Origin of the sequence: Streptomyces coryli, from assembly GCF_011044975.1 — a bacterium.
Taxonomy (GTDB): Bacteria; Actinomycetota; Actinomycetes; order Streptomycetales; family Streptomycetaceae; genus Streptomyces; species Streptomyces coryli.
The window spans coordinates 81,515-94,730 of record NZ_JAAKZV010000002.1; the positions used below are offsets into that span (position 1 = coordinate 81,515).

Annotated in this window: 15 protein-coding genes and 1 pseudogene; 3 read left to right on the top strand and 13 right to left on the bottom strand. The window is 67.8% G+C overall.

The features are described from left to right. Positions 1–25 precede the first annotated feature (25 nt). Positions 26–679: a DUF11 domain-containing protein gene (locus G5C51_RS01150; RefSeq protein WP_165229997.1), complete on the bottom strand. Its 654-nt coding sequence runs from the start codon at positions 677–679 to the stop codon at positions 26–28. Positions 680–1,412: 733 nt separating this feature from the next. On the opposite strand from G5C51_RS01150, the gene G5C51_RS43630 reads away from it, so the two are divergent. Both G5C51_RS43630 and G5C51_RS01155 read left to right on the top strand, forming a co-directional pair. Beyond that, the gene (locus tag G5C51_RS43630; RefSeq protein WP_276617572.1) at positions 1,413–1,535 is read left to right on the top strand and encodes a hypothetical protein; all 123 of its coding nucleotides are present in this window, start codon (positions 1,413–1,415) and stop codon (positions 1,533–1,535) included. Between the two features lie 145 nt (positions 1,536–1,680). Beyond that, positions 1,681–2,196, top strand: coding sequence for a hypothetical protein (locus G5C51_RS01155; protein WP_165229999.1), 516 nt, complete (start codon positions 1,681–1,683; stop codon positions 2,194–2,196). A gap of 190 nt (positions 2,197–2,386) precedes the next feature. On the opposite strand, the gene G5C51_RS01160 is transcribed toward G5C51_RS01155, so the two are convergent. From G5C51_RS01160 to G5C51_RS01200, 9 genes are all read right to left on the bottom strand, one after another. Then, complete coding sequence (locus G5C51_RS01160; RefSeq protein WP_165230003.1) at positions 2,387–2,644, bottom strand: hypothetical protein; 258 nt, start codon at positions 2,642–2,644, stop codon at positions 2,387–2,389. A 143-nt stretch (positions 2,645–2,787) separates the two neighbouring features. Beyond that, positions 2,788–3,576, bottom strand: a complete 789-nt coding sequence (locus G5C51_RS01165; RefSeq protein ID WP_165230006.1) for an ABC transporter permease — start codon at positions 3,574–3,576, stop codon at positions 2,788–2,790. Beyond that, the gene (locus G5C51_RS01170; protein WP_165230009.1) at positions 3,573–4,550 is read right to left on the bottom strand and encodes an ATP-binding cassette domain-containing protein; all 978 of its coding nucleotides are present in this window, start codon (positions 4,548–4,550) and stop codon (positions 3,573–3,575) included. Before G5C51_RS01170 ends, G5C51_RS01165 begins: the two co-directional genes overlap by 4 nt. A 314-nt stretch (positions 4,551–4,864) precedes the next feature. Continuing rightward, complete coding sequence (locus tag G5C51_RS01175; RefSeq protein ID WP_165230012.1) at positions 4,865–5,476, bottom strand: dihydrofolate reductase family protein; 612 nt, start codon at positions 5,474–5,476, stop codon at positions 4,865–4,867. 107 nt (positions 5,477–5,583) lie between these two features. Further along, a complete protein-coding gene (locus G5C51_RS01180) occupies positions 5,584–6,375 on the bottom strand; it encodes an ABC transporter permease (protein ID WP_165230015.1) in 792 nt (263 codons plus the stop codon). Next, complete coding sequence (locus G5C51_RS01185) at positions 6,372–7,367, bottom strand: ATP-binding cassette domain-containing protein (RefSeq protein ID WP_240929304.1); 996 nt, start codon at positions 7,365–7,367, stop codon at positions 6,372–6,374. Before G5C51_RS01185 ends, G5C51_RS01180 begins: the two co-directional genes overlap by 4 nt. Before the next feature lie 165 nt (positions 7,368–7,532). Further along, a complete protein-coding gene (locus G5C51_RS01190; protein ID WP_165230021.1) occupies positions 7,533–7,859 on the bottom strand; it encodes a DUF1048 domain-containing protein in 327 nt (108 codons plus the stop codon). 1 nt (position 7,860) lies between these two features. Further along, positions 7,861–8,217, bottom strand: a complete 357-nt coding sequence (locus tag G5C51_RS01195) for a DUF1048 domain-containing protein (RefSeq protein ID WP_165230024.1) — start codon at positions 8,215–8,217, stop codon at positions 7,861–7,863. After that, positions 8,214–8,540: a PadR family transcriptional regulator gene (locus G5C51_RS01200; RefSeq protein ID WP_165230027.1), complete on the bottom strand. Its 327-nt coding sequence runs from the start codon at positions 8,538–8,540 to the stop codon at positions 8,214–8,216. Before G5C51_RS01200 ends, G5C51_RS01195 begins: the two co-directional genes overlap by 4 nt. 212 nt (positions 8,541–8,752) lie before the next feature. Here G5C51_RS01200 and G5C51_RS01205 point away from each other — a divergent pair, with 212 nt between their 5' ends. Then, on the top strand, positions 8,753–9,346 hold the full coding sequence (locus G5C51_RS01205) for a TetR/AcrR family transcriptional regulator (RefSeq protein ID WP_165230030.1): 594 nt from the start codon (positions 8,753–8,755) through the stop codon (positions 9,344–9,346). 99 nt (positions 9,347–9,445) lie between these two features. Here G5C51_RS01205 and G5C51_RS01210 read toward each other — a convergent pair. From G5C51_RS01210 to G5C51_RS01220, 3 genes and pseudogenes are all read right to left on the bottom strand, one after another. Beyond that, positions 9,446–10,027, bottom strand: a pseudogene (locus G5C51_RS01210) (cytidylate kinase family protein); the annotation flags it as partial. A 122-nt stretch (positions 10,028–10,149) separates the two neighbouring features. After that, on the bottom strand, positions 10,150–10,509 hold the full coding sequence (locus G5C51_RS01215; protein WP_165230033.1) for a GNAT family N-acetyltransferase: 360 nt from the start codon (positions 10,507–10,509) through the stop codon (positions 10,150–10,152). Between the two features lie 469 nt (positions 10,510–10,978). Beyond that, positions 10,979–13,213, bottom strand: coding sequence for an FAD-dependent oxidoreductase (locus G5C51_RS01220; protein ID WP_165230035.1), 2,235 nt, complete (start codon positions 13,211–13,213; stop codon positions 10,979–10,981). Between the last annotated feature and the right edge of the window lie 3 nt (positions 13,214–13,216).

Genomic DNA, 13,216 nt, shown 5'->3' on the forward strand with positions numbered 1-13,216 from the left:
TCCAGTGGTTCGTCGCTGTGCGGTGTCAGCAGGTCAGGATGAGGCCGGTGAGGACGGTGCAGATCTTGCGGGAGGTGTTGTTGGCTTCGCTGGTGTCCCAGCGTTCGTAGCGGTACCGCTCGGCGGTGAGGACGACATTGCCGACGCTGGTGAGGGCGTACTGGACGGTGAACGTCGCGGTACCAGCGCCACTGGTCAGGTCCGTGCGGCAGGCCACCCAGCGGGCGCGCTTGCCGAGCGGAGTGCTCGTCTGTTCGTGGAAGGTGCAGCCCTTGCCGGAGACGAACGCGACGTTGGCCGGCAGCGCCACGGAGTGCTCCGCCCACGGGGTGGCGGCGCCGCCGTTGTGCCGCCCGGTCACGGTGTAGGTGATCCGGCCGCCCACGGCGATGCCCCGGGGCGCGCTCAGCGTGACGGCAATGTCCGCCTCCGGCGTATCCAGCGGCCGCCGGGAGCTCTCCCAGGGCCAGACACACTCGCCCTCGAACGGCGCTCCCCGCGGGTCTTCCTCGTAGATCAGCGGCGGGTTGGCGGCGGCGCATTGCTTCTCCTGGGGCGGACGCGCAGGCGCAGTAGTGGTGCCGAGTCGGCAGTGGATGAACAGGCCGCCGTAGGGGACCTCAAAGGTGGCATTGCCGCCCGGAATCCGGGCGCACATCTCGTGCGGGGGCTCGGTCACATCCGCCGCCGGCCGGGCCGCGGGTGCCCTGGCGGCCGGTTCCGCTGCCGCGGCCCCCGGCGCAAGTAGTACCCGCCATCAGCATCCCGACCGCCGCCACCACCATCGTTATCCGCCGAGTTGACCGCATCAGCCTCTGCCCCCCCTCTGCTCGGCCCGTAGCTCGCGTGCTGCAAAGCTCCGGATCGCTCGGGCCCTTAAGCCAAGTGGTCTGTGCCGCAGGTCGACAAGCGATTGCTCGTGTCCATGCACGCCATCCGGCCAAGCCCACCACCGCGCCGTCACATCCCGCATCCCGCAGAGTCCAGGTCACCGCCGATCCACCACGGTCCGAGACCGGAGCGAGATGACCGGACCCGTGTCCCTCACACAGGTGAACGCCCCGATTCAAACCCGCCAGGGCGCTGGCGCTTACAACGCTCACTTGCGCCAACTGGCGTGCTCAGTCACAGCCGCTCTTGTCCTGGCCCCGGCCGGCCCATGGCGCGTTGCTGGCCTCGCGAGCAGGCTCCGGCCTGTAGCGGCTGCATCCGCGGCCGGAGCATGCGATCACCTGAGCCTCAGGGGCGCGCTGTTCATCTCTTGCCGGAGACGGGGGCCTCGTCCTCGAATTCGAGCCGAACCACATCCTCAGGTTTGAGGCGAAGGTGGCTTCCGGGGGCAACTGCACCTTCCGCCACGCCGACTCCAACCGGTATCTGAGCCTTGACGGGGCTGCGGAGGCGTTCGCACGGTGACCGTGGATTCCAGCAAGCTGCTGACGATGGGATACGACCCAAAGCTGAGCCCGCCCAAGCTCGTCCTCTCGCCCGGTTTCGATGAGGCCGACGGCTGGACCTTCGAAGACGCCAAGTAGCCGCGCCACAGGAGGCTGGCCCGCCGCCACCAAGGGTATTTGAGCACCGGAAAGGCACGGGTACTGCTCGCGAGCGACGGCCGCATCAGGCGGCCGGTCATTCTGGCCAGCCCGGGAGGATTCGGTCCGACGGACTGGGCCGCGTTTGAAGCCGGCCTCGATCACACCGATTACTCGCTGCTCGCTGCTCGCTGCGCTGCGGGAGCGGGGTAATGATGTGATCCTGCTCGGCTACCGGCATGGCGATGCCCCCCTCACCGAGCTGGCGCAAACGGTTCGGGAGTGCATCCGGCGGGCCCTGGTGGAGCAGCTCGACGCCGGCGATGTGTTGGCTGCAGGCGGTGTGGGCAGGGGCGCCCTGGCAACCCGTTACGCCCTCGCCAAGATGGAGCGCGAGTCAACGGAACACCGAAGTGCGTATCTCTTCTCGTACAACGAAACGGCGCCCACCCCGGAGGAAACCAACGCGCTGAGCGAGGTCGGCGATTGGCCGGTGTTACCGAGGAAGCTGGGAATGGTCAGCGGCGAATTCAAGAGCGAACTGAGTCTCGACGCGGAAAAGGGCCCGTTCGACTCCGCCAAGGCCGGCGCCCCGAATCCGGGCGGCCCACTGATCACCAACGAGCTCGGCTCCTGGCTGGTGGGCTACCTGACCCGCTAGGGCCCGACGGCCGTCTCGCTCCCGCGACGATGAGGGGGCACCGAGCGATCCAGCCGATTTCGCGCACCTCGGCGGCGCCCGCGTGCATAACGCCCCCTTGTGATCCAGAGGGCAGCGACGGTATCGAGCAGATGCGGCAGTCCGCGACCCCCTGTAGCCGTGGCGTGGTGATGCGATCAGGTGGGAACGGCTATGCGCGGCGTTCCTTCTCGCCCGCGCTGGCCTTCTCGAACGCTTCGAGCTTCTTGAACGGCAGCTGCTTGATCGCGGCGTCGTTGTTCAGGTAATCGTCCCGGCGATCGGTGCAAATGCGGGTGCGCATCGTGTCGGTCATTCCTGCCGGTTGGGTGCCCAACAGGTCCTCGCTGCCATTGCCGGCGTCCTGCGCAATCCTGGCCAAGGCCTCGTCGTGCGGGCTGCTGTCGTCCTTGAAGTTCCAGGCGCTCATCCGCGATCGCGGGCATCGATCTCGCCGGTGGCGCGGGAGGCGGTTCGGGAATGCCGACGGGGCGGCGTACTCCGACGCGGTGTCGGGGTTCGCCGCCCTGGGGCGGGATGAGTTGCGGGAGGTGGCCCGCGGGCTCATCTCGGTTACTTCGGGTCGCGGTTGAACAGCGACTTCGACCAGCGGTAGCCGAGTGCGGACAGCGCGATCACCCAGGCGAGCGTGATCCAGCCGTTGTTCCCGATCTCGGTGCCCAGCAGCAGACCGCGGAGGGTCTCGATCGCCGGGCTGAAGGGCTGGTACTCGGCGATCGGCTGGAACCAGCCCGGCATCGCGTCGACCGGCACGAAGGCGCTGGAGATCATCGGCAGCAGCACCAGCGGCATCGCGCTGTTACCGGCCGCCTCGGCGTTCGGGCTGCTCAGCCCCATCCCGACCGCGATCCAGGTGAGGGCGGTGGTGAAGAGGACGAGGAGCCCGAAGGCGGCCAGCCACTCGGCGGGACTGGCGTCGGTGGAGCGGAAGCCGATGGCCACGCCGATGGCGCCGACGAGGGCGATGCTCATGATGGACTGCAGGACGCTGCCGACGACGTGGCCGATGAGCACCGAGCCGCGGTGGATGGACATGGTGCGGAAGCGGGCGATGATGCCCTCGGTCATGTCGTTGCAGATGGAGACCGCGGTGCCGACGACGGTGGAGCCGATGGTCATGAGCAGGATGCCGGGGACGACGTAGGCGATGTAGTCGGAGCGGTCGGCTCCACCGCCGAGGCCGGTGCTGAACGCCTCGCCGAAGACGTAGACGAACAGCAGGAGCAGCATGATCGGGGTGAACAGCAGGTTCAGCGTCAGCGACGGGTAGCGGCGGGCGTGGAGCAGGTTGCGCCGCAGCATGGTGTGGGAGTCGCGGACGGCGAGAGAGATCGAGCTCATCGGACGTTCTCCTGGCGCTGGTTGGGGACGTCGGTGCTGCCGGTGAGGGCGAAGAAGACGTCGTCGAGGTCGGGGGTGTGGACGGTCAGCTCGTCGGCCTCGATGCCGGCGGAGTCCAGCCAGTCGAGGATGGAGCGCAGCTCGCGCTGGCTGCCGTCCGAGGGGATCTGCAAGGTGAGGGAGTCGTCGTCGCGGGTCGCCTCGCGCACCGTGGAGGTGGCGGACTGGTACGCGACCGGGTCGGTGAAGCGCAGCCGCACATGCCCGCCGGGGATGAGGCGCTTGAGCTCGTCGGCGGTGCCTTCGGCGGCGATCTTTCCGTCGTTGAGTACGGCGATGCGGTCGGCGAGTTCGTCGGCTTCCTCGAGGTACTGGGTGGTGAGGAAGACGGTGGTGCCGTCGGAGACCAGTTCGCGGATGATGCCCCACATGTTGTGGCGGGCGCGGGGGTCGAGGCCGGTGGTGGGCTCGTCGAGGAAGATGATGCCCGGGTTGCCGACCAGGGTCATGGCGATGTCGAGGCGGCGCTTCATGCCGCCGGAGTAGGTCTGCGCGGGCTTCGTGGCGGCGTCGGTGAGGTCGAAGCGCTCGAGGAGCTCGGCTGCGGTGCGCTTGCCTTCGGCCTTGGAGAGGTGATGCAGATCGGCCATGAGGAGCATGTTCTCTTCGCCGGTGATGAGGCCGTCGACGGCGGAGAATTGGCCGGTGACGCCGATCGCGGCCCGTACCGCCTGGGGGTGGGTGGCGATGTCGTGGCCGCCGATGCGGATGGTGCCGGAGCCGGCGTCGGCGGAGATGAGGGTGGAGAGGATCTTCACTGCGGTGGTCTTGCCGGCGCCGTTGGGGCCGAGGAGCGAGAAGATCGTGCCGGTCGGGACGGTGATGTCGATCCCGTCGAGGACCTTCTTGTCTCCGTAGGCCTTGTGCAGCCCGGCGGCTGCGATGGCGTGCTCGGTGGGGGGCGTTGTCGTCATGCCGCAGAGCTTGCAGGCGGCCCCATACAACGCGCTTTCAGCGCGGTTTCAGCACCGCGGAGAACTGATCACGAAAGCAGGAACGGGAATGGGCTACCGCTTCGAGTAGTAGCCGCTAGGTGGCAGGCTGTTGCCATGCATCGTGTACTGGTGGTCGACGATGATCCGACAGGTGACTCGACGTCACGCCCCGCCTTTCCTGTCGGTGCGCATCAAAAGGACGGCGACCGCGGAGGTCGCCGTCCTTGGTTACTCAAGAAGCCGACGGTTCGTTGGGAGGTCCGCAATCAAGCGAGCGAAGGCCCAGTGGTTGCTCAGCCGGCGTCGCGCTTGCGGTAGCGGATATGGGTGGTCAGCGGTGAGTGGAGCACCTCGACGGGCTCGAAATCGAAGGTCTCGACGCCGTCGAAGATGCGCTCGCCGCTGCCGAGCAGGACGGGTGCGATATCGAGGGTGAGTTCATCGATCACGCCGGCGTTGAGTGCCTGTCGAACCGTCGAAGCGCCACCGGCGATGTCCACACCCTTGCCGTCGGCGGCTTCGAGCGCCTGCGCGTAAGCGGCGTCGAAGCCTTCGGTGACGAAGTGGAAGGTGGTCCCTCCCTCCATCTTGATCGGTTCGTGGGCGTAGCGAGTGAGCACGAAGACCGGGGCGTGGTACGGGGGCTCGGGGCCCCACCATCCGTCCCACGGCTCGTCCCACTCGCCTCGGATCGGCCCGAACATGTTCCGGCCCATGACGTAGGCGCCACGCGGTCGCATCAGCCAGCTGTTGGCCGTCTTGTTGGCTTCGGTCGCGCGCGGATCGCCGATATGCCAGCCGTGCAGTTCTTTGCCGCGCTTACCCAGCGGATCGTCTCTGCTCTGCTCGGGTCCGGCGACGAAGCCGTCCAGCGAGATCGACATGTGGCAGGTGGTGTCGGACATCAGCTTCTCTCCGAAAGTAGAGGTTGCGGGTTGTCGTGAGGTCATCGGACCGTTCGGCACACGTACAGACTGATCGGGGTGACCGAACTCATCGCGACATCGCGAAGCTACTTCGGGTCGCGGTTGAACAGCGCCATCGACCAGCGGTAGCCGAGCACGGACAGGCCGACGCACCAGGCGAGGGCGATCCAGCCGTGGTTGCCGATCTCGGTGCCCAGGAGGAGTCCGCGCAGGGTCTCAATAGCCGGGGTGAAGGGCTGGTACTCGGCGATCGGCTGGAACCAGCCCGGCATCGTCTCAGCCGGGATGAAGGCGCTGGAGATGAGCGGCAGCAGGATCAGCGGCATGGCCATGTTGCCGGCCGCCTCGGGGTTCGGACTGGCCGCACCCATGCCGACCGCGATCCAGGTGAGCGCCAGGGCGAACAGCGCGATCAACCCGAACGCCGCGAGCCACTCCAGCGCCGTGGCGTCTGTCGACCGGAAGCCCATCGCCACGCCGACGGCGCCGACGAGGACCACGCTCATCACGCATTGCAGCACGCCGCCGACGACGTGGCCGACGAGCAGCGAGCCCCGGTAGATCGCCATGGTGCGAAAGCGCGCCATGACGCCTTCGGTCATATCGGTGCAGACCGACACGGCGGCGCCGATCACCGTGCTGCCGACGGTCATCAGCAGCAGGCCCGGGACGATGTAAGCGATGTATTCCGAGCGGTCCGCGCCGCTGCCACCGATGCCGGCGCTCATCACGTCGCCGAAGATGTAGACGAAGAGCAGCAGCATCATGATCGGCGTGAGCAGCAGGTTCAGCGTCCCGGACGGGTAGCGCCACGCGTGCAGGAGATTGCGCCGCAGCATCGTGTTGGAGTCGCGCACGGCGAGAGAGAGGGAGCTCATCGGACCGTCTCCTTGGGCTGGTTGGGGACGTCGGCCGGGCCGGTGAGGGCGAAGAACACGTCGTCGAGATCGGGGGTGTGGACGGTCAGTTCATCCGCTTCGATGCCGGCGGAGTCGAGCCGGTCGAGGATGGAGCGGAGCTCGCGCTGGCTGCCGTCGCTGGGGAGTTGGAGAGTCAGCGCCTCGTCGTCGCGGGTGACCTCGCGCAGGGTGTCGGCGGCCGACTGGTACGAGGCTGGGTCCGTGAAGCGGAGGCGGATATGACCGCCGGGGATGAGCCGCTTGAGCTCCTCGGCGGTGCCTTCGGCGGCAATCCTGCCGTCGTTGAGGACGGCGATACGGTCGGCGAGCTCGTCGGCCTCCTCCAGGTACTGCGTGGTGAGGAAGACGGTCACGCCGTCGGAGACGAGGCCGCGGATGATGCCCCACATGTTGTGGCGGGACCGCGGGTCGAGACCGGTGGTCGGCTCGTCGAGGAAGATGATGCGCGGGTCGCCGACCAGCGTCATCGCGATGTCGAGGCGGCGCTTCATGCCGCCGGAGTAGGTGGCGGCGGGCTTCTTCGCTGCGTGGGTGAGATCGAAGCGCTCCAGGAGCTCGGCGGCGACCCGCCTTCCCTCGCTCTTGGACAGGTGGTGCAGGTCCGCCATGAGCAGCATGTTCTCCTCGCCGGTGATCAGGCCGTCGACGGCGGAGAACTGCCCGGTGACGCCGATCGCGGCCCGTACCCCGTCGGGGGCGGTGGCGACATCGTGACCCGCGACCTGTGCCTGCCCGCCGTCGGCGGTGATGAGGGTGGAAAGGATCTTCACGGCGGTGGTCTTGCCGGCACCGTTCGGGCCGAGCAGCGCGAACACAGACCCCGCCGGGATGTGCAGATCGATGCCGTCGAGGACGAGCTTTTCGCCGTACGACTTGCGCAGCCCTACGGCGGATACGGCGGATACGGCGGTCGGCGACGGGCGATGGTCGCCCTGCCTGGACGTGCGCATGACAGAAGAAGGCATGGCGGCTTCCTTTCGGAGGCTGAAGAAGCAGAGGGGTGGAGGCTGTTCGGACCTCGGAGTGAGGGACGGTCCGTGATGACGCGTCAGTCGCGTGGTCCAGGGAATGGGTGTCAAGCGGCCCGCCGCGGAGCCTGTGAGGCGACCGGGGTGTTACTTCTCGGCCGTGCCGGACTCCTTGCCGATGGACTCCTGATAGGCGTCCGCGTAGGTGCGCGAGTCCTTGATCAGGTCGTCGCAGAATGCGGCGACGTCCGTGCCGGTGACCTCCAAGACCCCCTTGCCCGCGGCGACGCCCTCCTCGAAGAAGTCGACGATCCCGGGGAGCAGGGGCCCGTCGGGCAGGTCGACCGGCCCGACCTTGAACAGATACTTCTGCATTTCCTTGTAAACGATCTGGTAGTCCGGCGGGAGCGCCTTGACTCGAGCCATGTGCGCCCGCCACTGCTTCTTGCCCTCGATGATGTCTTGGATGCTCACGTCAGCCCTCCAGCCGGCTCAGTTTCTTTGCGACATTCCTGTTCAACTGTTCGCGCCACCGGTCGCGATAGGTTCGAGCCCCTTCTCCGCCGGCCAGCGCCGCGCAAAAGCCCGGGATGTCGTCGCCGAGCACATCCTGGGCGCTCTGCCCTTCCGCCGCTGTTTCCTCGAGCAGCCCCAGGGCGCCGTCAAGGATCGGCATCAGGTTGCGGCCGGTGAAGTCCCCATGGGGCAGGAGGAGAACCTTGATCTGTTCCCACGCCGCCCGGTGGTCGTCCGGCAGGGCTGCCGCCCGATCCTCGAACGCCTTGTATTCCCTGGTGAGATCGCTGCCTGTGACCTTCTCCCAGAAATTCATCTCCCGCCCTCCTTGAGCTTGTCGATACGTGATGAGACGTACTGCCATTTCGTCCAGAACTTCGCGAGCTCCTCGCGCCCGGCGTCGTTGAGCGCGTAGAACTTGCGCGGCGGACCGACCCCGGATGGCCGCTTCGTCATCCGGACGAGCCCGTTGCGCTCCAGCCGCAGCAAGATGGTGTACACCGTCCCCTCATTGACCTCGGTGAAGCCGAGCTCGTTCAGCTGACGGGTGATGGCGTACCCGTAGGTCTCCTCGCGGCCGATGACCTCGAGCACACACCCCTCGAGCGTGCCTTTCAGCATCTCCGTAAGGCCGTCCATCGCGAGTCCTCCCTCTCAGTACTGCGTGATACCGAGTACCACTATACGGTGTCACCGAGTAGCGGCGCTACCTTACGGCGGCGATCTGAGCTGCGGGTGGCCCGTCAGATCGAGAGGTACGGCACGTGCCGTGCCGTTCTGCGGGTCAGGACGATGCCCGAATCGAGCGGGCATGTCAATACGGCACGTGCCGTACCGATAGGCTGGGGTGCATGACGAGCACGCCGCGCCGCAGAGGCGCCGATCGCACCGAGGCCATCATGCGGACCACGGTGGAGTTGGGTCAGGAGATCGGCTACGCCAAGCTGAGCATTGAGGCGATCGCGAACCGTGCCGGCGTCGGCAAGCACACCATCTATCGCCGCTGGTCGTCCAAGGGGGCTCTCCTCCTGGACTCCCTGCTGTCACTGGACGATCCCGATCTGGACTTCTCGTACACCGACGACGTTCTCGCCGATCTGCGCGAGCAGGCGTATGCGGCCGTCGAGCTGCTGGCGAGGCCTCCCGTGGGCCCGTTGGTCCAGGCGCTGATCGCCGAGGCCCAGCATGACCCCCGGGTCGCCGCCGAGTTCAAGGAGCGGTTCATCACCCCGATGGCCGGCAAGCTCGTCAAGCGACTGAAAGCGGCCCAGGAAGAGGGCCATCTGTCACCTGACTTCGATCTCGACCTGGCGATGGCGATCTGCTCCGGCCCGCTGTACTTCCAGTTCCTGATCACCCAGGAGCCGATCACCCGCGAGTACGTCAACGACGTCTTCGGCGCCCTCTTCGCCGGGATGAGCCCACGACCGGCCGCAACCCGCTGAGGCTGTATCCGAGCCCCGGCTGCGTGAGCAATCGTCAAATCCTGTGTATCGACGAGTGTGGTCGGTTGGGCGGGCTGTGGCGAAGTAGAGCCGCTGGGAGGGGATATAGCGGTTGCGCCAGGACCGTTCGATTTCGGCGGTGTCGGTGGTGGATCCGGCCAGCGTGGTGGCTCGGTTCTGGGCGCGATCTACCGTCTGCTCGAAGGGGACGGAAACGAAGATGCGCAGGTCCCACCGGTCGATCAGTTCTGGACGCAGGAGGAAGACGCCGTCGAAGAGCAGCACGGCGTCTGCGGCGGCCGTCATGGCAGGCGGGGACGATGGGGTGTCGGTGTCACTGTCGTAGACCGCGGTTTGGAACCTTCGGTCTCCGCCTGGGCCCAGCGGATCGAGCAGAACCCCGCACAGCGCGGCGCGGTCATGGGCATCGAAATAACAGCCTTCGGCCGAGTACCGGCCGCGTCGGTAGCGCTGTGCACGAGGAAAGAGGAAGTCGTCGATGGTCGCGCGGATTACCCCGCGGCCCTGCGCGCGCAGGACGACCGCGAGCTCGTCGGCCAGCGTGGTCTTGCCGGAGGCGGGCGGCCCGTCGATGGCGACCCGCAGCGGGTGCGCGATCGTGACGGAGCTGATCGTCTCGGCCAGCCGACTGATGAGCTCGCCGCGGGTGCCTTGTTCCATTGCTGCCTCTCTGGCGGTGTCTTGGTTCAGCACCGCCTGACCATCCAGTCGCAGGTTCGAGTCCTGGGCAGGGCAGGGCCTGCTGACGGACTGAGCAGGCTGGACCCGGGCCGATTGTCCGGTCACTTCGGCGCCAGGAACACCACGATGTCGGTCTCGTTGCCGGGCAGGGACTCAGGCTCCTCCCAGGCCATGCGGCGGTAGAACGCGAGGGTGTCCTGTGCCTCGCCCCAGGCCAGCAACCAGGCTCGCCCGTCCGGTGCCGCGTCGGCGAGAGCGGACAGCAGACGCCGTCCCAGGCCGGCCCCACGGGCGTGCCGCCGTACCCCCAACTCGTCGATCTCGAAGGCGCCGACCAGCAACTCGCTCACCCGGTCGGCGCCGAGACGGCGAGTCACCTTGGCGTAAGCGCGGTCGGTGCGGAACGGCGCAAGGGTGGTCCACCCGGTGGCGAACCCGTCGATCGCGCCATGGTCCGACAAGGCGAGGACGGCACGGAATCCGCTGCTGCCAGGGAGGGGCGGTGAAGATCTCTGCGTACGCCTCCGCCAGTTCGTCGGCCACGGCGATGATGTCCTGGTTGAAGTACCGCACGGATGGTGAATCTATCTGTGGACGCGGGGCGACGAGAGGCATTTGGGCGTTGGGTCTGAGACTCAGTGGACGTATTGATCGCTGCGCGAGCCGCCAGGTGAGCATGTCCATGCGTAGGGGTGCGGGACATGGGGCGAGCGTCCCAGTCCGTCAGGTGGCCGGGCCAGGTGGGGCTGAGCGGTTTCGACCGGCGGCTGCCGACGGCGTATGTGATGGCGGCACACCACGCGCATGCCGACGTCGAGCATGGTGGGGGGCAACCGGAACGGCTCGCCCCGCGTCCGTGGGGAGCACAGCGCCCAAAGCAGCCTTCTGCAGGTCGACGAAGCTCGGCGGTATCCCGCGAGCGCGCCGGTGTCAGCCGTAGACGCGTAGTGAGAAGACGTGTGCGCGTGGGCTGCCGTGGGTCGAGTCGATGATGAGGCGCAGGCGGTCGGTTCGTACGTCGGGCGGGAGGTTCACGATCCGGCGTCGGCGGCGGTTGTTCGTGCGCCATGCCAGTGCCTGCCAGTCGCCCTGGTCGTCTGCTGCTTCTATCCGGAAGTCGCGGACGAGTGCGGGTGGATGGTCGTACGGCGTGCGGTGGTGGTGGAGGTTGATCAGGTCTTCCTGGACGTCGTCGTCGAAGATCAGCTCCACTCGCGTGGGTGTCACCGGCTTCGGCCAGTGCAGCTGTAGCCACTGTGGCTCGTCGCCGAGTTCCGCCGAGGCCCATAGTTGGGGGCCGCCGTATGGGCGGGCGTAGCCGCCGACTGCCCGTTCCGGTGCGTAGGCCCGGGTGTTCGGTGCCAGTCGGAAGCACCATCCCTGGCGGTTCTGGTCCGGGCGCCATTCCACCACTGGCTGGTCGTATTCGCGCTCCGTCGGCTGTGGTGTGCGGCGGAAGGCCAGTACCCCGGGTTCCGGCGGCGTCGCGGCGGCGTGCAGGGATACTCCGGCGGCCCGGCGCAGGATCACGAAGGCGTTCTGCGGCTCCGGTGGGCGCCAGGGCAGCTGCAGGCGGATCCATTGCTTTGTGCCTGGGGCAAGTTGTACGCGGGTGGTCGCGACCAGTTCCGCCGGGAGGTAGTTCTGCGGCTTTCCGGTGGCGTAGCACTGCGCGGTCAGCTCGGTGGCCGTGTCGGCGTCCAGCAGCACGTCGAGGGTCGTCAGCTCCGGGTCCACGGGGACGAGCAGCGCCCGGTCCTCATCCAGGGGCAGCCGGTCCGTGCCCGATGCATCGGCCGCGAGCTCGGTCAGTGTCCCCGAGGCGGTGATGTCCGCCTGCCGGGCCAAGTCGGCCGGGTCGTCGTTGCGGACGCCGAGAAGGGCGGCGTCCTGGCGCAGCATGGTCTGCTGCAGCTCGGTGACGTGGTCGCGGGCCAGCTCGCGCGGGGACACTCCGTGCCGCAGCGCCAGTGCCGCGGCGCTGCCCGCCGCCTCGCCGGTGACTGCGCAGGTGGCCATCACGCGGGTGGAGCCGAAGGCGACGTGGCTGGCGCTGATGTCGCGGCCGGCCAGCCACAGGTTGCCGACGTTCGTCGAGTACAGGCAGCGCAGGGGGATGTGGTAGTTGCCGTCCGGGTGCCAGTGCTTGGAGCCGGACTCCGTCGCGTAGACGCCGCCCGGTGGGTGCAGGTCGATGGACCAGCCGCCGAAGGCGACGCGGTCGGGGAAGGGGGTCTGGTCGAGGATGTCGGACTGGGTGAGGGTGTAGTCGCCGGTGAAGCGCCGGTATTCGCGTTTGCCGGGTACGGCGCCGACCCACTCCAGCGTCATCGTCTGAGCGTCGAAGGCGCCGGAGTTCTTGATGTAGTCCCAGATGCCGTAGATGACGGCCCACAGTTCGTCGCGGATGCGCTCGTTGTCGTGCACGGTGTCGAGTTCGCCGCCGAACTCGATCCACCAGTACGCGCAGCCGTTGTCCCCGGATTTGATGATGCGCCGCTCGGGGATGGAGGTCGCCTCGATGTCCTTGGCGAAGGACGGTGGGACGAAGCGTTCCGGGCGGCCGGTGTCCCGGGTGTAGAAGAGCAGCGTGGAGCCGAGGGTGATGGCGTCGGCGGTCTCCGGCGCCCAGGGCTCGCCGTATTCGGCGCGGGCCTCGCGGCCGATGCGGTAGGCCGCGCCGGCGAGGAAGCCGATCAGGCCGTCGCCGGTGCAGTCGGCGAAGGCCGTGGAGGTGAAGCGGATGCGTCGCTCGGAGCCCATCATCCAGCCGGTGACGGCTTCGATGCGGCGGTCCTCCTCGGGTCCTGAGGCGTCGACCTCGCGTACGTCGGTGTTGAGGAAGAGCTGGATTCCGGGTTCGGCCAGGACGGCGTCCAGGACCACCAGGTCCCAGTAGTACGGGTTGCCCTCCGGGTTGCGGTATTGGTTCTCCACGAACAGCTCGCCCATGATGCCCGTCTCCCGGGCGTAGCGCTGGGTGCCGTGGCCGGTGGCGCCGCACACCCAGACCCGGACCTCGCTGGAGGAATTGCCGCCGAGGACGGGGCGGTTGGTGACCAGGGCGACGCTGCGGCCCAGCCGGGCCGCGGCGATGGCGGCGCATACTCCGGCGAGGCCGCCGCCGACGACGGTGAGGTCGGTCCGTACGGTCTCTTCGCGCATGCA